We start from the raw sequence: 17,406 nt of genomic DNA on the forward strand, positions 1-17,406 counted from the left end.
GGGGACCTCCGGACGTGGCGTTCGGCGTTCACGGTACGGCCCAGGCGCACGGCACACATTGCAGCTCGGGCCGCTCCCCGATGGTCGGTCCCATCCCAGCGCGCCAGTCACGGCCCGCCGGTCAGCCTACCGGGCGGGCCGGACGGCCCGGCTCCCGCGTCCACCATGCGGGCGAGGACGGGAAAGGGGCACCCGCACCCGGGGAGACGCCGTAACCAGTACTGAAAGCCCGTGCCGATCTCCCCTCCCCTAGAGTCCCTTTGTGCTCTTTGGAATGGTGTGCGCGCTCGGCGCGGCGATCTGCTTCGGTACGGCGACGGTCCTGCAGGCGGTCGCCACGCGGGCGGCGACGACGGGTGGGGGCGGGGACGCGGCGCTGTTGCTGCGGGCGCTGCGGCAGTGGCGGTACATGGCGGGGCTCGGGCTGGACGGGCTGGGGTTCGTGTTCCAGATCGCCGCGCTGCGGTCGCTGCCCATCTACGCGGTCGGAGCGGCCCTGGCGTCGAGCCTCGCGGTGACGGCCGTGGTGGCCGCACGGCTGCTGAAGGTGCGGCTCAGCGGCGTGGAGTGGGCGGCCGTCGGCGTGGTGTGCGCGGGGCTCGCGATGCTGGGGCTGGCGTCCGGGGCGGAGGGGGACCGGGCCGGGTCCACGGCGTTGAAGTGGGCGATGCTGGGGACGGCCTGTGCGGTGCTGCTGCTCGGGCTGGTCGGTGGGCGACTGCCGGAGCGGGGGCGGGCGTTGACGCTCGGGCTCGGCGCCGGGTTCGGGTTCGGGGTCGTCGAGGTGGCGGTGCGGTTGATCGACTCGCTGGAGCCCTCGGCGCTGGTCGCCAATCCCGCGACGTACGCGCTGCTGGTGGGTGGAGGCGCCGCGTTCCTGCTGTTGACGACGGCTCTGCAGCGGGGGTCGGTGACGACGGCCACGGCGGGGCTGGTGATCGGGGAGACGATCGGGCCGGCGGCGGTGGGGGTGGTGTGGCTCGGGGACCGCACGCGGGAGGGGCTGGAGTGGCTGGCGGTGCTGGGGTTCGCGGTGGCGGTGGTGGGGGCGTTGGCATTGGCGCGGTTCGGGGAGGCGCCGGAGGAAGCATCGGACGAAGCCACCGTGGAGACCGTGTAGGTCACGGCAGCACCCTGCACAGCGCCTCCACCGCTCCCGCCCACGCGTGGTCCGGCGGGGTGCCGTAGCCCACCACCAGGGCGTCGAGGGGGTCGGCCTGGGCCTGGGCGTGGCGGTAGGAGGAGAGCGGGTGCAGGGCCAGGCCTTGCCAGGCCGCGGCCTGGACCACGGACTGTTCGGTGGCGGGTGGAAGGCTGAGGACGGCGTGGAAGCCGGCGGCGATGCCGGTGACGTGGACCTCGGGGGCGTGCTGGGCGAGGGCCTCGACGAGGCTGTCGCGGCGGCGGCGGTAGCGCAGGCGGGCGGCGCGGACGTGGCGGTCGTGGGCACCGGAGGTGATGAACTCGGCGAGGGTCAGTTGATCGAGGACGCCACAGGTGTCGACGCCGCCCTTCGCCTTCACGACCTCCTCCGCGAGTGACGGGGGCAGGACCAGCCAGGCCAGGCGGAGGCCCGGGGCGAGGGACTTGCTGGCGGTGCCGAGGTAGACGACGTGGTTGGGGTCGAGACCCTGGAGGGCGCCGATCGGCTGGCGGTCGTAGCGGAACTCTCCGTCGTAGTCGTCCTCCAGGACCAGGCCGCCGGTGCGCCGGGCCCACTCGACGACGGCGGAGCGGCGGTCGTGGCGGAGCGGGACGCCCATGGGGAACTGGTGGGCGGGGGTGACCAGGACGGCCAGCTCGTCCGTCAACTGCCCCGGGTTCGTGCCCAGTTCGTCGAAGGGGAGCGGGCGGGTGCGCAAACCGGCCCCGTCGAGGATCTGCCAGTGCGCGGGCAGGCCGTAGGACTCCACCGCGATCGTGTCGGCGCCGCGGGCCCGTAGTGCGGTGCCGATCAGTCGCAGGCCGTTGGAGATGCCCGCGCTGATCACGATGTGCTCGGGGTCGGCGCGGACGCCTCGGGCTCGGGCGAGGTAGGCGGCGAGGGCGGTGCGCAGTTCGGCCCGGCCGCGGGGGTCTCCGTAGCCGAGGGCCTGGTACGGGGCGGAGGTGAAGGCACGGCGGGCGGCCTTGAGCCACTCGGTGCGGGGGAAGGAGGCGAGGTCGGGGGTGCCGGGGACGAGGTCGTAGGCGGGGCGGGTGTGCAGGCGGCGGGGCGGGGTGGTGTCGGCGGGCGGGACGACCGCGCGGTCGGCGACGCGGGTGCCGGAGCCCTGGCGGGCGGTGAGCCAGCCCTCGGCGACCAGGTCGGCGTAGGCGTCGGCGACGGTGTTGCGGGCCACGCCCAGGTCGGCGGCGAGGGAGCGGGAGGAGGGCAGCCGGGTGCCGGGGGCGAGGCGCCCCGTACGGACGGCGTCACGCAGCGCGTCCGTCAGACCCCGGCGGACGCCGGGGCCCGCGCCGGTGGTGGTGCCGGTCGGTTCGAGGTGAAGGTCTACGCCCAAAGTGGCCCACGATTTCGCCATGGAAATGGACCATACTCCTGGGCTGCCTGGCTTCTAGGGTCGAGACATGACCACAGCACAGGAAGCTCCTTACGCCCCCGAACACAGCCCCCGTCTCAACTGGGCCGAGCACGCCCCCGAGGTCTACAAGGCGATGGTCCGTCTCGACGCGGCGGCCCGTCGGGGGCTCGACCCGAAGCTGCTGGAGCTGGTGAAGATCCGCGCCTCGCAGCTCAACCACTGCGCGTTCTGCCTCGACATGCACACCAAGGACGCGCTGGCGGCGGGTGAGAGCGTGGAGCGGATCATCCAGCTGGGGGCGTGGGAGGAGTCGCGGCACTTCTACACCGAGAAGGAACTCGCGGCGATCGAACTGACCGAGGCGATCACGGTCCTCACGGACGGTTTCGTACCGGACGAGGTCTACGACCGGGCCGCCACGCAGTTCGAGGAGGCCGAACTGACCCAGCTGATCGCCGCGATCACGGTGATCAACGCCTGGAACCGGTTCGGGGTGAGCACGCGGATGGTGCCGGGGCACTACAAGGCGGGACAGCACAAGTGACCTTGCGGACACGGGTGTGGGACGGCAGCGGGGTCGAGTTGTTCCGGAGTCTGCATCTGCGGCGACTGCCCGCCGATCCGCTCGTGTTGCCCGGGCCCTGGGACGCCGTGAGTGCCCGGGTGTTCGTCGACGCCGGGTTCACGGCGCTGGCCACGCCCAGTGCCGGGGTCGCGGCCTCCTTGGGGTACGAGGACGGGGCGACTCCCGTGGACGAGATGTTCGCGGCGGTCGCGCGGATCGTGCGGGCCGTGGACGTTCCGGTGTCGGCCGATGTCGAGGGCGGATACGGGCTCGCGCCCAAGGAGTTGGTGGAGCGGCTGCTGGAGGCGGGTGCCGTGGGGTGCAATCTTGAGGACTCCAACGGGGGTGTCCTCAAGGACCCACGGCACCACGCCGAATGGCTCGCCGAGGTGCGGGCCGCGGCGGCGGACCGGTTGTTCGTCAACGCCCGCGTCGACACCTTCCTGCACGGCGACGGAAATCCCGAACGGGCCATCGAGCGGGCCGCGTTGTATGTCGCGGCGGGTGCCGACTGTGTCTATCCGATCGCGGCGCCCACTGCTGTGCTGCCGTTGCCGCGGTCCGGTATCCAGGGGCCGGTCAATGTGTTCGCGCGGGCGGACGGCGAGGGCCCCTCGCCCACCGAACTCGGTGAACTCGGGGCCACGCGCGTCACGTTCGGCCCGGGGCTGCAGCGGTGGGCGGCACGCGCGTTGCAGGGGATGGCCGCCGGGCTCAAGCGCGGCGAGCCGCGGGGGACGGCGACCCGGCCGAGGCCGTGAGCGGGGTCAGGACAGCCATGCCTTCCAGGTGGCGGGGTGGCTGTCCACCCACTTCTTCGCCGCGTCGGCCGGGGACAGCTTCTGGTCGGCGATCATCAGGGAGACCTCGTTCTGGTCCTCGGTCGTCCACTTGAACCTCTTCAGGAAGGCCGCCGCCTTGCCGCCGCGGCGCGCGAAGTCCGCGTTGAGGTACTTCTGCAGCGGGGTGTGCGGATAGGCGCAGGCGACCTTGGCCGCGTCGGCGTCACAACCCTCCTTGTAGGCGGGGAGTTTCACCTCGGTCATCGGGACCTTCTTGAACAGCCACTGGGGTGCGTACCAGTACGTGAGGAAGGGCTTCCTCTCCTTGGCGAACTGTTTCATCTGGGTGATCTGCGCGGCCTCCGAACCGGCGAACACCACTTGGTAGTTCAGCTTCAGGTTGGTCACCAACGCCTTGTCGTTGGTGACGTAGGAGGGCGAACCGTCCATCAGCTGGCCCTTGTTGCCGCTCTCGGCGGTGCGGAACAGCGAGGAGTACTTGTCGAGGTTCTTCCAGTTCGTGATGTCGGGGTGCTGCTTGACCAGGTAGGTCGGGACGTACCAGCCGATGTGCCCGGTCACCCCGAGGCCGCCCGCCCGGGTGATCGTCTTCTTGTCGTCGACGTAGCGCTTCTCCTGGTCGGGGTGGCCCCAGTCCTCCAGGATCGCGTCGACCCGGCCCTGGCTGAGCGCGTCCCAGGCGGGGACCTCGTCGACCTGGACGGTGTCGACGCGGTAGCCGAGCTTGTGCTCCAGCAGGTACTGCGCGACGGCCACGTTGGCCTGTGCGCCCACCCAGGACTGGACGGAGAGGGTCACGGTCTTCGCGCCCTGCGCGTTGGCGAAGGGCGAGGCCTGCTTGGTCATGTCGGCGGCGCCGCAGCCGGTGAGCAGCACCAGCGACGCCGCGGCGGCGGTCGTACGGACTCGCATGTCAGGCTCCCTTCCTGGTGCGGCGTTCGGTCGGCTGGGTCACGCGGTCGAGCATCAGGCCGAGGCAGACGATCGCGGCGCCCGCGACCAGGCCGGTCGCCAGGTCGCCCTGGGCCAGGCCGAACACGGCGTCGTAGCCGAGCGCGCCGCCGCCGACCAGACCGCCGATGATGACGACGGCGAGGACGAGCACCACACCCTGGTTGACGGCGAGGAGCAACGCCGGGCGGGCCAGCGGGAGTTGGATCTGCCGCAGCTGCTGGGAGCTGGTCGCGCCGAGCGAGCGGGCCGACTCCAGGGCGGCCGGGTCGACCTGGCGCAGACCCTGGGTGGTGATGCGGACGACGGCGGGGAGGGCGTAGACGACGGCCGCCGCGACGGCGGGGGCGCGGCCCACGCCGAACAGGGCGACGACCGGGATCAGGTACACGAACTGCGGCATCGTCTGGCAGACGTCGAGGACGGGGCGCAGGGCGCGTTCGAAGCGGTCGCTGCGGGCGGCGGCGATGCCGGTCGCGAAGCCGAGGACGAGGGTGACGGCCACGGCGGCGAGCACTTGCGACAGCGTGTCCAGCGACGGCTTCCACACACCGAGGACACCGATCGCGGCCATGGCGAGGACGGCGGTGAGCGCGGTGCGCCAGGTGCCGATCACCCAGGCGAGGGCCGCGACGATCAGGAGGACCGCCCACCAGGGCAGCCATTGCAGTCCGTCGCGTACGGGGTCCAGGACCCAGGTGGTGAAGTGGCCGGCCCAGTCGGCGGTGCCGCCGAGGTAGGGGACGCCGGAGTAGAGGTGGGCGGTCATCCAGTCGACGACTCGGTTCACCGGTTCGGCGATGTCCAGGGTCCAGCCGGAGGGCCAGTCGAGGGCGCCGACGAGACGGACGGCCACCGCCACGGCCACGGTGGCGCCGAGCGCGTACAGCCACCGGCGCGGGTCCGAGGCCGTGGGTTCGTCGGTCTGCTCCCCGGCCGCCGCGGTGACCCGGTCGAGTACGACGGCCAGCAGCACGATCGGGATGCCGGCGGCCAGGGCAGCGCCCACGTCCACGGAGGCGAGGGCCTGGTAGACGCGGTCGCCGAGGCCTCCGGCGCCGATGACGGAGGCGATGACGGCCATGGAGAGGGCCATCATGATCGTCTGGTTGAGGCCGAGGAGGAGCTGCTTGCGGGCCAGCGGGATGCGGGCGGTCACCAGGCGTTGGCGTCCGGTGGCGCCCAGGGACTCGACGGCCTCCAGGACCTCCGGGTCGGCGTCGCGCAGGCCGAGCGCGGTCAGGCGGGCCATGGGCGGGGCGGCATAGACGACGGTGGCGAGGACGGCGGCGGGGACGCCGATGCCGAAGACGAGGACGACGGGGAGGAGGTAGGCGAAGGCCGGGAGCACCTGCATGGTGTCCAGGACCGGGCGCAGTGCGCGGTCCGTCCGTTCGGAGAGTCCGCCGGCCAGTCCGAGCAGCGCGCCCACGACGACCGAGGTGAGCACCGCGACCACCATGAGGGCGAGCGTCTGCATGGTCGGCACCCACATGCCGAGCAGCCCGCAGACGAGGAAGGCGACACCGGTCCCGACCGCGAGCCGGACGCCCGCGACCCGCCAGGCGACGAGGGCGCCGAGCGCCGTGACGCCCGCCCAGCCCGCGGCGAGCAGTACCAGATAGACGGCGCGGACGGACAGGACGACGGCGTTGCTGATGTAGCCGAAGAAGTAGAGGAACAGCGGGTGGCTGTCGCGGTTGTCGATGATCCAGTCGTTGGCCCGGCCCAGCGGACCGGACAGGTCGACGGTGAGCGCGCCCGGCCAACTCCCGCTGGACCAGTGGGCGTTGGCGAGCGGCACGAGGACGGCGGCGGCGAGCGCGAGCAGCAGGAGCTTGTGCGCGGCGCGGTGCCGGAGGACGCCGGGGAGGGCGAGGCGCGGGACGGATGCGGTGACCGTTGCCATCAGACCGCCTCCTTGTGGAGCTCCGCCCCGGCCACGACGTCCAGCAGCCGTGCCTGGTCGACCACGCCGAGACAGCGGCCGTCCTCCACGACACAGGCAGGCTTTCCGCTGCGGGACACGACCTTGATCGCCTCGGCGACGACCGCGTCGGCCGCGAGCGCACCGGGGTGCTCCGCTCCCCCGCAGTCCCCGGCCCGCATCGCCGTACGGACCGTCATGACGTCCGCGCGCGGTACGTCCCGTACGAACTCGCGGACGTAGTCGTCGGCCGGGGAGCCCACGATCTCCTCGGGGGTGCCGAGTTGGACGATTCGGCCGTCGCGCATCAGGGCGATGCGGTCGCCGAGTTTCAGCGCCTCGTTCAGGTCGTGGGTGATGAAGACCATCGTGCGGCCCTCCTCGTGGTGCAGCCGGACGACCTCCTCCTGCATGTCGCGCCGGATCAGCGGGTCGAGCGCGCTGAACGGCTCGTCGAAGAGGAGGACTTGGGGATCCACCGCCAACGCCCGGGCCAGGCCCACGCGTTGGCGCTGGCCGCCGGAGAGCTGACCGGGGCGGCGCTGCTCCATCCCCTCCAGGCCGACCTTGGTGACGACCTCGGCGGCCCGGCGGCGACGCTCGGCCTTGCCGATGCCCTGGATCTCCAGGCCGTAGGCGACGTTGTCGAGGACCGTGCGGTGCGGGAGGAGGCCGAAGTGCTGGAAGACCATCGCGGCCCGGTGGCGGCGGAGTTCGCGCAGCCGGGACCTGTCCATGGCGCGGACGTCCTCGCCGTCGATGGCGATCGAGCCGGCGGTCGGTTCGATGAGGCGGGTGAGGCAGCGGACCAGGGTGGACTTGCCGGAGCCGGACAGGCCCATCACCACGAAGACCTCGCCCTTGCGCACGTCGAAGGAGACGTCGCGGACGGCGGCGGTGCAGCCGGTGCGGGTGCGGAGTTCGGCGGTGCCGAGGGCGGCGAGTTGGGGGTCGGCGGGGATGTGGTCGGCCTTCGGGCCGAAGACCTTCCAGAGGCCGTCCACGGAGAACACGGGAGCGTTCGCGGCAGTGGAGGTACTCATCACGCACCGCCCCCGATCAGATCGACGGCCCGTTCGCCGACCATGAGCACCCCGATCATCGGGTTCACGGCGGGCATGGCCGGGAAGACGGAGGCGTCGGCGATACGGATGCCGTCCAGGCCGCGGACCCTCAACTCGGGGTCAACCACGGCCAGTTCATCGGTCTCGGCGCCCATGCGGCAGGTGCCCGCCGGGTGGTAGACGGTGTGGGCGACCTTGCGGGCGTACTCGCTCAGCTCTTCGTCACCCGTGATGTCGGGGCCGGGGCACACCTCGCGCTTCAGCCAGCCGGACAGCGGTTCGGTCGCGGCGATCTCGCGGGCGATCCGGATGCCGTCGACCAGGGTGCGGGCGTCGTAGTCGTCCTCGTCGGTGAAGTAGCGGAAGTCCAGGGCGGGTTTGACGGACGGGTCGGCGCTCTCCAGGTACAGGCGCCCCCGGCTCTTCGGCTTGGGGATGTTCGGGGTCATGGAGACGCCGAACTCGGGGCGTTCGTAGCCGATCCGCTCGGGGTTGTCGGTGAAGGGGACCTGGTAGAAGTGGAACATCAGGTCGGGGCCCGGCTGCCCGGGATCGCGGCGCACGAACAGGCCCGCGTCGGAGTCCATCGCGGAGTTCTCCGGGATCGGCCCGTCGGTCTCCCAGACGATCACCGACTCGGGGTGGTCGAGGAGGTTCTCGCCGACGCCGGGAAGGTCGTGGGCGACCGGGATGCCGAGTGCTTCGAGGTCCGCGCGGGGGCCGATGCCCGAGTGCAGGAGCAGGCGCGGGGAGTCGACGGCCCCGGCGCAGAGGACGACCTCGCGACGGGCGCGTACGAGGAGCTCCTCGCCGTCCTTGGTGCGGACGTGCACACCCTCGGCGCGGGTGCCGTCCAGCTCCAGCCGGTGCGCCCAGGTCTCAAGGAAAAGGGTCAGGTTGGGGCGCTCATCCATGACCGGGTGCAGATACGCCACGGACGCGCTGGACCGCTTGTTGTCCTCCGGGTGGTAGGCGAGGTCGAAGAAGCCGACGCCGTCCGTGAAGGGGGCCTTGTTGAAGCCCTCGATGCGCGGGACGTCCAGTGCCTCCTGGGCCGCGTCGACGAAGTCGCGGGCGATGGCGTTCCGGTCCTTCTCGTCGACGGGGACGATGTTGTTGAGGAGGCGGGCGTAGTAGGCCTCCATCGAGATCGCGCCCCAGCCCTTGGCGCCGGCCGCCTCCCACTCGTCCCAGTCGGAGGGCAGCGGCTTGAAGGCGATGAGGGTGTTGTGCGAGGAGCAGCCGCCGAGGACGCGGGCGCGGCTGTGCCGGATGTGGGAGTTGCCGCGCGGCTGCTCGGTGGTCGGGTAGTCGTAGTCCAGCTCGCCGCCGAGGAGGCCCGTCCAGCGGCGCAGGGTCAGTACGTCCTCGCGGCCGACGTCGCTGGGGCCGCCCTCGATGACGGCGACGGTGACGTCGGGGTTCTCGGTGAGGCGGGAGGCGATGACGGAGCCTGCGGTGCCGCCGCCGATGACGACGTAGTCGTACGAGTACGAGCTCTCGTGCTCGGGCATGGGGGTACTCACTCCAGTGGGGGCTGGGGGGTTGAAGGGGACGTGGGACGGTCCGCGAAGCGGGTGGGGCTCAGCCCGCGAACCAGCGCACCGGCGTCGGCGCCAGGTTCTGGTAGACGTGCTTGGCCTCGCGGTACTCGGCGAGTCCGGCGGGGCCGAGCTCCCGGCCCACACCGCTCTTTCCGAAGCCGCCCCACTCCGCCTGCGGGAGGTAGGGGTGGAAGTCGTTGATCCAGACGGTGCCGTGCCGCAGCCGTCCGGCGACACGGCGTGCGCGGCCCGCGTCGGCGGTCCAGACGGCGCCCGCGAGGCCGTACTCGGTGTCGTTGGCGAGTGCGACGGCCTCGTCCTCGGTGCGGAAGGTCTCGACGGTGAGGACCGGTCCGAAGACCTCCTCGCGTACGACGGTCATCTCGCGGTGGCACTGGTCGAGGACGGTCGGCTCGTAGAAGTAGCCGGTGGCGGGGCGGGTCGCGGAGGGCTCGGGGCGCCTGCCGCCGGAGCGGAGCACCGCGCCCTCGGCGAGGGCGCCGGCCACGTACGCCTCGGTCTTGGCGCGCTGCTGTTCGGAGACGAGGGGGCCGCACTCGACGCCGTCCTCGGTGCCCCGGCCGAGCCTGATCTTCGCGGCGCGGCGGGCGAGTTCGGCGACGAAGCGTTCGCGGACGGTCTCCTCGACGATGAGCCGGGAGCCGGCCGAGCAGACCTGGCCGCTGTGGATGAAGGCGGCGTTGAGGGCCTGGTCGACGGCGGTGTCGAAGCCCTCCTCGGTGGCGCAGGCGTCGGCGAAGACGACGTTGGGGTTCTTGCCGCCGAGTTCGAGGGCGACCTTCTTCACGGTCACGGCGGCGGCCTGGGCGACCTTCGTGCCGCTGACGAGGCCGCCGGTGAAGGAGACGAGGTCGACGTCGGGGTGTTCGGCGAGCCGGGCGCCGACCGTGTGGCCGGGGCCCGTGACGAGGTTGGCCACACCGCTCGGCAGTCCCGCCTCGACGAGCAGGTCGATGAGGGCGATCGTCGTCAGCGGGGTGATCTCGCTGGGCTTGACGACGAAGGTGTTGCCGGCCGCGAGCGCGGGCGCGATCTTCCAACTCGCCTGGAGGAGAGGGTAGTTCCAGGGGGTGATCAGCGCGCAGACACCGACGGGCTCGTGCACGACGACGCTGTGGACGTCGGGCGTGCCCGCGTCGACGACCCGGCCGGGGGCCTCGGCGGCGACGAGGTCGGCGAAGTAGCGGAAGGCGTCGGCGACACAGTCGATGTCGACGCGGCCCTCTTCGACGGTCTTGCCCGCGTCCCGGCTCTCCAGCAGGCCGAGCCGCTCGCGGTCGCGCACCAGCAGGTCGGCGACGCGGCGCAGCAGGGCGGCGCGCTCGGCGACGGGGGTGCGCGGCCAGGCGCCCTCACCGCGAACCCCCGCACCGCCGCCCGCCTCACCGCCGTCGAAGGCTGCGCGGGCGGCGGCGACGGCTATGTCGGTGTCCTTCTCGTCGCCCTCCGCGACCACGGCGAAGGGCAGCGCGTCCGCGGGGTCGATGATCTCGCGGGTGGCACCGGAGGCCGCTTCCAGCCACTCTCCGCCCGCGTGAATGGTCTTTCCCGCCTGCTGTTCCGTCTTGTCCGCCATGATCGGCATAGCCTTCCGTTCCTGTTCAGCGCCCGAGCATCACCCAACTGTCACTCTCGGGGACTGCGAGCGCCTGCCCGGACCGTCCGTATGCATGCGCGATCCATGGCCGAAAGTGGGCCGGGTCACTGAACATAGGAACAAAAGGCGACTAAACGGAACAATCGGCATCGGGTGGGCAGAACCAGCCCAGGGCAGTGGTGAGCAGTTCCAGCTCGTCGGCCGAGCCGTCCGCGTCGGGGCCGTAGACGGCGATGGCGTATCTCTTGCCGTCGGAGGCCACGAACCGCTCGTCGTAGACGTGCCAGATGCCGATGTCGGGCTCGTTCTTGATGGAGGTGGCGGTGTACTCCAGGCGGGAGGCGGTGCCGTCGTCCAGGTTCTCCAGGGCGATCTCCTGGAAACCGGGCGCCTTCGCGGTGCGGTCCGACAGGAACTCGTCGAACGAGGCCTGCGGGGACGATTCCTCGACCTGGTACACCTGCACACGCTGTTCACGGTCCGCGCTGCGGTAGTTCACCACGTCCATGCCGTACGACGACGGCGCCGTGGAGCGGGTCCAGCCGTCCGGGTAGGCGATCCGGAAGCGCTCGGGGTCCTCGTGCAGCTGGTAGCCCACGGGAAGTCCGGTGGCAGAGGCGGACGGGGACGCGGTCCCGGTGTCGACCGACGGGGACGGAGACGGGGACACGTCCGTGGGCCCCGGCGATGTCGAACCGGCGGCGAGCGTGTGGCTGCCCTTGCCGTCGTCGTCCCCCGAGTCGACCACCCGGGTGAGCACCAGACTGACGACCACGCCGACCACGGCGGCGCCGACGACCACGGACCAGACGACTCGCCGGCTGAACCCGGAACGGGGCTGGGCGGCGGGCACACCGGTGCTGATCAACGGCTCGGGTGAGGGCCGGACACCGGTCCCCGTGTCGGCGCCGACGGCCGTCGGCCCGTGCCAGGAGCTCTCCTCGGCGGGCCAGGGCGCCGGGCCCGGCGGCGGGGTGGGAGGCGGAGTCGCAGGCGCCGTACCGGTGTGATCCGGCACGTCCGCGGTGGTCCACTCCGGTACGAAGTCCGGGAGCGGCGGTGGCGGAGGCGTCACGGGGGCCGTCGGAGCCACCGGGCTCACCGCCCCCCTGTCCCCCTCGGCGGCCTCCCAGCGCTGGGTCTCCTCGTTCCAGTGGCGCGGTCCCGGTCCCCCACTCATCGCGTCCCTCTCCTGGTCCCGCTCACAGTCCCACCAGCCCGGCCACGGCTCCGGCCGACGCGAGCACGGTCAGCAGGGCCTGCGAGTCGGCGAGCAGTTCCCGCAGGCGCTCGCGGCGCGTCGGGGCCGCCTGTCCGGTGCGGGTGATCTCGTCCTCCGTGTCGGCGAGCGCCGCGTCCAGCGCCGCCGTCCGCTCGGTGCCGCGCACCCGGGCGAGGTCGGCACGCAGTTCGCGTACGGCCTTCAGCAGCTCCTCGGCCGCCTCGTCGCGCTGCGGTGCCGTGCCGTGGTGGCTGACGGCCTGCGCGTTGCTGCCGACGGCGAAGGTGCTGTGGGAGACGTTTCCGAAGCTGACGTTCGGCTCATCCGTTGCCATCGGGGGCGGGTCCCTTCGTAGCGGTCGAAGCCTGGTTCGTGGTGTGGGTGGAGGAGGCGGACCCGTGGTCACCGACCACGAAAGTGCTGCCCTCCACCTTGTCCGCGTGGACGGTGTTGTTGCTGATGTTCGTGATCTTCTGGACGAACTCGCCCGTCAGATAGCCGGCTTCGGAGAGCGCGTTGCGCACACCGTTGGCGACCCGGTCCTGCACGTTGCGCAGATACCGCTCGACGTCCATGTCCTGGAACGTCGACCCGGCGGACGCCGCCCCCAACTCCCTTACCGACAGGGCCGGTCCGTCGGGCAGCGCGCCCGCATAGCCGCCGGTCAGCAGCCGCCAGCCGTAGAGCACGGCCCGGCCGAGGACGGCCACGGAGCCGACCGCGGAGCGGGGCACCCGGGCGAGCGCCCAGGAGGCTTTGCCGAGCACGTTGTTGTGGCGGAAGCGGTGGGCCGTACGGTCCGCGTTCTTGAAGTCCTCGCGGACGGGCAGCAGGACGTGCGGGGCGATCTCCAGGGTGAGCATGCGGCCCTGGGTGTGGATGCGCACGAACACCGTGACGACCAGCTCCTCCTCCCAGCCGCCGACGCGGATGCGCAGGAAGTGCCGCCGTTTCTCGGCACCCTCCTCGACCGCGCGCGCCCGGTGGTCCTCGAAGGTCTGCGGGTGGTACGGCGCCTCCTCACGCCGCAGCAGTCCCTCGACGGGCAGGAACACGCACTCGTCGATCTCCAGCCTGCGCAGCCGGTCGCGTCCCAGGTGGACGGCGTAGTCGGCGGGCAGCCGCAGCTGGGCCAGCAGGGGGCGGATCGTCTCCAGGACCGTACGGTTGCTGATCGGCCGCTGCTCCTTCTCGGGATCGGGCCGGAGTTCGACCGCGAGCACCCAGGTGTCCTCAGGCACACCGGCCCCGCAGAACGGACGGGCCTCGTGGTACATGACCAGCGGCGCGTGCTGCTCGATCCGCACCCGGTCCCTGAGCCTCCGGAAGCGCTGCTCCTCGCTCTGCTCGGCGGGATCGCTCGCGACGTCCGGGAAGCGCTCCGGGGACAGCTCGGCGGCCAGCACCCGGACGAACCGGTCGCGTTGGGCGACCAGGCAGAGCGCGATCAGCGCGAACAGGGCGAGGGTGAGCCAGGCCTGCCAGGGCTTGAACAGATGGGTGTAGTCGCCGGTGTCGGGGACCAGCAGGTCGGAGGCGCTGGTGGAGCCGTCGCCGTAGAGACCGGGCGAGCCCGAGGAGCCGTAGGAGCCGTAGGCCGAACCGTACGAGGACGAGTCGTCCGAGCCGGCGCCGAAGGCCACCATCACCATGACGACCAGCAGGAACGCGAACGTCAGCCGGCCCCACCAGCGGAACAGGAAGGCGGGCACCAGCCGGTACAGCGGCGGCTGCGGGGCCCGGCCCCTGATCCAGCCGCCGATCGCGATGGAGAGGCCGGGGATCAGGAACTCGGCCAGCAGCCAGCCGCTGAGCACCGAGCCCACCACCCACAGACCCAGGATCGCCCCGGCCCACTGCAGCTCCTGGCGGCGGGCCCGCAGCGCGTGCGCGAGGACGCGGGCCGCGTCGAAGCCGAACGAAGGAGCCACGATCCGCTGCTCGTTGAGGTGCAGTTCCTCGATGACCCGGTCACGGTAACCGGAGTCGAGGTACGTGCCCGCACACAGCAGCCGGGTGGCTTCGCTGGCGTGCGGCGGAATGTGCGGAGGTCCTGACGGACCCCCTGTGCCGGTGGCCGGCTGCGGTTGTTGCGGCACGAAAGCGGTACTCACGCGGCTCCCCCGATGCGTGGACTGACCTGGCACTGCCTCTGCGGAACGAACAACCGTGTCCCAGCAGTCAATTGACGAAGAATCAGCATAGGGGGACGAACGTTGCCTGGGAAAGCGAAATGTCAAGAGGGATTCCCTGTGACCTGCACTGCACAACACTGGATTCCTTTGACTCCCCTAAACCCTTTGACTAAAGTCAAAGAAATATGGAGCCAGTAACGGAATCCGCACCGGTACGGCCGGAGGACATCGCCGCCCTCCGCCGCTTCAACCGCTACTTCACCCGCCGCATCGGTGCCCTCGACGACCACTACCTCGGCCAGGACCGCCCGCTCGGCGAGGCGCGGCTGCTCTTCGAGATCGGTGACGGCGCCTCCCTGCGCGAACTGCGCGGCCGGCTGGCCCTGGACGCGGGCTATCTGAGCCGGATGGCGAAGTCCCTGGAGGCGCAGGGCCTGGTCCGGCTGACCGTGCCCCCGCACGACACCCGGCTGCGCCTGATCGAGCCGACCCCGGCCGGACGCGCCGAGGTCGAGGAGCAGCACCGCCGCGCGGACGCGCTCGCCACCGGTCTCCTCGCCACCCTCACCGCCCCCCAACGCGCCGAACTCACCCACGCGTTGGCGACCACCCAGCGCCTCCTCCGGCTGGCCGGCATCACGGTCGCCCTGGTCGACGGCGCCACCGAGGACGCCCGCGCCTGCCTCGACGCCTACGCCGCCGACATCGACGCCCGCTTCCCCGAGGGCTTCGACAAGACCGATCTCGTACGGCCGGAGGAGGTCACCGGTGACGCGGGCGCGTTCTTCGTCGCGTACGAGGAGGGGCGGCCGGTCGCATGCGGGGCACTACGGACCCTGGAGCCCGGGGTCGGCGAGATCCGGCACGTCTGGGTCCACCCCGACGCCCGCCGCCTGGGCCTCGCCCGCCGCATCCTGACCGAACTCGAACTCGCCGCCTCGGCCCACGACTTCACCGTCGTACGGCTCGACACGCATGCGACGCTCACGGAGGCGCAGGCGATGTACCGGGCGTGCGGCTACACCGAGATCCCGGCCTACGTCGACCACGTCTACGCGTCCCACTGGTTCGAGAAGCGACTGACCGGCACCGGCTGACCCGCCCCCCAGCAACTCCCGTACGCAGGACCGCAACCACACGTGCGCCGAGTCGGTGTCATGCCGTGGATGCCGGGCCAACCTCAGCCCCAGCCCCAGCCGCGCCCCGCCATCGGCATCGGCACCGGCACCGGTCTCGCCCTCACGGTCGGCGTCGTCACCGCGCCGCCGCCGCGCCGGACGGGCCCCGACTCAGGCCTGGGCACCTCGACCGACCCACCACACGCACTATCGCGTCCGGCGGGAAACGCGTAATATCGCGTCGCGTCCGTTCATCAACTCCCCTCGCGCACAGCCCAGTTGAGGAGCCCCCGTGCCCACCGCCCTCCTGAACCCCGTCCTCGACCTGCTGACCCTGCGAGCCACCGTCACCTCCGCCGAGCCGATCACCGCCCGGATGCGCCGACTGCGCGTCGAGGGCGACACCCTCGCCGGACTCGACGTCCGTCCCGGCCAACAGGTACGCGTCCTGGTCGGCGGCCTGACCCTTCGTACGTACTCGGTGTGGCGCTACGACCCGTCCGGCGCCGTCGAGTTGTGCGTGCTGGACCACTCCGAAGGGGGACCCGGGGCGCGCTGGGGAAAGAGCGTCGGCGTCGGTGAGCAGGTGCGGCTGCGGAAGCCGGAGGGCACCTTCACCCTCCGGTCCGACGCCGCCCACCATGTCTTCGTCGGCGAGGAGACGGCCTCCGTCGCCTTCGGCGCGATGCTGGCCGCGCTGCCCGAGGGGACGCGGGTCTCCGGTGCCGTGGAGACGGAGTCGGACGCGGACCGGCTGCCGCTGACCCACTCCGACCACCTCAACTGGCTTACCAGGGGCGGGACTTCACTCCGGAACGCGGTGCGGGACCTCGCCCCCGAGCCGGGCGGGATCGCCTATGTCGCCGGGGAGGCCCGGACCGTGCAGGCCGTACGGCAGGTGCTCGTAGGGGAGTTGGGCTGGGACCGGAGGTCTGTCCTCACCAAGCCGTTCTGGGCGCCGGGGAAGCGGGGGCTGGAGTAGGGGCAGCGGGTCGGCAAGTCACCCCCGCCGGTCAGCAGTTCGCGCCCGCCGGACAGAAGGAACCGATCGCGGTGGTGAGCGGCGCGCGGACCAGCGCGGGATCGAGGGACTCGGGGCCACTGGACCGGATCGCGTAGAGCGAGCCGTCCGCCGCCTCGAAACGGTGGTCGATCACCCGGCGGGCGCCCTTGTCCTGGTCGTCGTAGCGGTAGGTGAGTTCGGCCCAGGTGGGGCCGGAGGCACGGTCGAGGACCTGGTAGCCCGACTGGCGGGCGAAGCCGTAGCCGGGGTCGTTCTCGGCGAGGTCGAGGGACAGGGCCGGGGAGTTCTCGGTGATCCGGAAGATCTGCAGGCGGCGCGTGCCGTCCGGGGAGTCGTAGGAGATCACCGGGGCCTTGGCTCCCTGCCGTTGGGCCCGGGTCCAGCCCCGGGGGATCTCGACGGTGTAGCCGGTGGGGTCCTGGGCGGTGCGGTAGGACGATCCGGGTCCGGTCGCGCCGCCACTCGTGCCCGCGCCGGTCCCCGCGCTCGTCCCCGTACTCGCGCCCGCGCCCGCGCTCGTGCCCACGTGGTCGTGGGTGACGCGCCCGTGCGTGACGTACCAGAAGCCGCCGCCCGCGCCCGCGCCCAGCACGACCGCGGCGACGACCGCGAGGGCCACCCGCCGGACCCGATGGTCGGTGACGGGTGCGGGAGCCGGAGCCGGAGCCGGGACAGGGGCCGGCGGCGACACCCATGCCGGAGGGGTCAGCGAGGTCTGTGTCTCCGCCGTCGACCACACCGACCAGGGCGCCTGCCCTCTCTCCTCGCTCGGCCCGCGCTCCGCCCCGAAGCCGTTCCAGTCGCTCATCACGAACCCCCCGAATCACCCCACCGGGCACCTCTTCGTACCGCTCCCGAAGGTAGCGGCGGAAAAGGGGACGGGCCCCGCTCCGGCCGTAACCGGAACAGG

At 71.9% G+C, this 17,406-nt stretch carries 15 protein-coding genes and 1 riboswitch; of the genes, 5 read left to right on the forward strand and 10 right to left on the reverse strand.

Annotated features, from left to right (window positions below):
• Nucleotides 1–31: 31 nt before the first annotated feature.
• Nucleotides 32–121, reverse strand: a riboswitch (ZMP/ZTP riboswitch).
• A gap of 153 nt (nt 122–274) precedes the next feature.
• The gene (locus tag ACWDEW_RS03515) at nt 275–1,120 is read left to right on the forward strand and encodes a hypothetical protein (RefSeq protein WP_450509491.1); all 846 of its coding nucleotides are present in this window, start codon (nt 275–277) and stop codon (nt 1,118–1,120) included.
• 1 nt (nt 1,121) lies between these two features.
• On the opposite strand, the gene pdxR is transcribed toward ACWDEW_RS03515, so the two are convergent.
• Nucleotides 1,122–2,525: a MocR-like pyridoxine biosynthesis transcription factor PdxR gene (pdxR, locus tag ACWDEW_RS03520; protein ID WP_450509165.1), complete on the reverse strand. Its 1,404-nt coding sequence runs from the start codon at nt 2,523–2,525 to the stop codon at nt 1,122–1,124.
• Nucleotides 2,526–2,571: 46 nt separating this feature from the next.
• Here pdxR and ACWDEW_RS03525 point away from each other — a divergent pair, with 46 nt between their 5' ends.
• Together ACWDEW_RS03525 and ACWDEW_RS03530 are read left to right on the forward strand one after the other, a co-directional pair.
• A complete protein-coding gene (locus ACWDEW_RS03525; RefSeq protein WP_450509167.1) occupies nt 2,572–3,069 on the forward strand; it encodes a carboxymuconolactone decarboxylase family protein in 498 nt (165 codons plus the stop codon).
• Nucleotides 3,066–3,851 carry an isocitrate lyase/PEP mutase family protein gene (locus ACWDEW_RS03530; protein ID WP_450509169.1) on the forward strand — a complete coding sequence of 262 codons (786 nt, stop codon included), beginning with the start codon at nt 3,066–3,068 and terminating at the stop codon, nt 3,849–3,851. The genes ACWDEW_RS03525 and ACWDEW_RS03530 overlap by 4 nt, the downstream gene beginning before the upstream one ends.
• Before the next feature lie 6 nt (nt 3,852–3,857).
• On the opposite strand, the gene ACWDEW_RS03535 is transcribed toward ACWDEW_RS03530, so the two are convergent.
• From ACWDEW_RS03535 to ACWDEW_RS03570, 8 genes are all read right to left on the reverse strand, one after another.
• The gene (locus tag ACWDEW_RS03535) at nt 3,858–4,805 is read right to left on the reverse strand and encodes an ABC transporter substrate-binding protein (RefSeq protein ID WP_450509171.1); all 948 of its coding nucleotides are present in this window, start codon (nt 4,803–4,805) and stop codon (nt 3,858–3,860) included.
• Between the two features lies 1 nt (nt 4,806).
• Nucleotides 4,807–6,753, reverse strand: coding sequence for an ABC transporter permease (locus ACWDEW_RS03540; protein WP_450509173.1), 1,947 nt, complete (start codon nt 6,751–6,753; stop codon nt 4,807–4,809).
• Nucleotides 6,753–7,814: a quaternary amine ABC transporter ATP-binding protein gene (locus tag ACWDEW_RS03545; protein WP_450509175.1), complete on the reverse strand. Its 1,062-nt coding sequence runs from the start codon at nt 7,812–7,814 to the stop codon at nt 6,753–6,755. Before ACWDEW_RS03545 ends, ACWDEW_RS03540 begins: the two co-directional genes overlap by 1 nt.
• Nucleotides 7,814–9,349 carry a GMC family oxidoreductase gene (locus ACWDEW_RS03550; protein WP_450509177.1) on the reverse strand — a complete coding sequence of 512 codons (1,536 nt, stop codon included), beginning with the start codon at nt 9,347–9,349 and terminating at the stop codon, nt 7,814–7,816. Before ACWDEW_RS03550 ends, ACWDEW_RS03545 begins: the two co-directional genes overlap by 1 nt.
• Nucleotides 9,350–9,419: 70 nt before the next feature.
• Nucleotides 9,420–10,976, reverse strand: coding sequence for an aldehyde dehydrogenase family protein (locus ACWDEW_RS03555; protein WP_450509179.1), 1,557 nt, complete (start codon nt 10,974–10,976; stop codon nt 9,420–9,422).
• Nucleotides 10,977–11,127: 151 nt separating this feature from the next.
• Nucleotides 11,128–12,177: a hypothetical protein gene (locus ACWDEW_RS03560; protein WP_450509181.1), complete on the reverse strand. Its 1,050-nt coding sequence runs from the start codon at nt 12,175–12,177 to the stop codon at nt 11,128–11,130.
• Between the two features lie 22 nt (nt 12,178–12,199).
• Nucleotides 12,200–12,553, reverse strand: a complete 354-nt coding sequence (locus tag ACWDEW_RS03565; protein ID WP_450509183.1) for a hypothetical protein — start codon at nt 12,551–12,553, stop codon at nt 12,200–12,202.
• A complete protein-coding gene (locus ACWDEW_RS03570; protein ID WP_450509185.1) occupies nt 12,540–14,333 on the reverse strand; it encodes a hypothetical protein in 1,794 nt (597 codons plus the stop codon). Before ACWDEW_RS03570 ends, ACWDEW_RS03565 begins: the two co-directional genes overlap by 14 nt.
• Nucleotides 14,334–14,539: 206 nt before the next feature.
• Here ACWDEW_RS03570 and ACWDEW_RS03575 point away from each other — a divergent pair, with 206 nt between their 5' ends.
• Together ACWDEW_RS03575 and ACWDEW_RS03580 are read left to right on the forward strand one after the other, a co-directional pair.
• A complete protein-coding gene (locus ACWDEW_RS03575; protein WP_450509187.1) occupies nt 14,540–15,451 on the forward strand; it encodes a bifunctional helix-turn-helix transcriptional regulator/GNAT family N-acetyltransferase in 912 nt (303 codons plus the stop codon).
• A 313-nt stretch (nt 15,452–15,764) separates the two neighbouring features.
• On the forward strand, nt 15,765–16,454 hold the full coding sequence (locus ACWDEW_RS03580; RefSeq protein ID WP_450509189.1) for a siderophore-interacting protein: 690 nt from the start codon (nt 15,765–15,767) through the stop codon (nt 16,452–16,454).
• A 31-nt stretch (nt 16,455–16,485) separates the two neighbouring features.
• Here the strand turns inward: ACWDEW_RS03580 and ACWDEW_RS03585 are convergent, their stop codons facing one another.
• Complete coding sequence (locus tag ACWDEW_RS03585) at nt 16,486–17,304, reverse strand: hypothetical protein (RefSeq protein WP_450509191.1); 819 nt, start codon at nt 17,302–17,304, stop codon at nt 16,486–16,488.
• Nucleotides 17,305–17,406 lie beyond the last annotated feature (102 nt).

Source organism: Streptomyces sp. NPDC001100 (assembly GCF_053598575.1).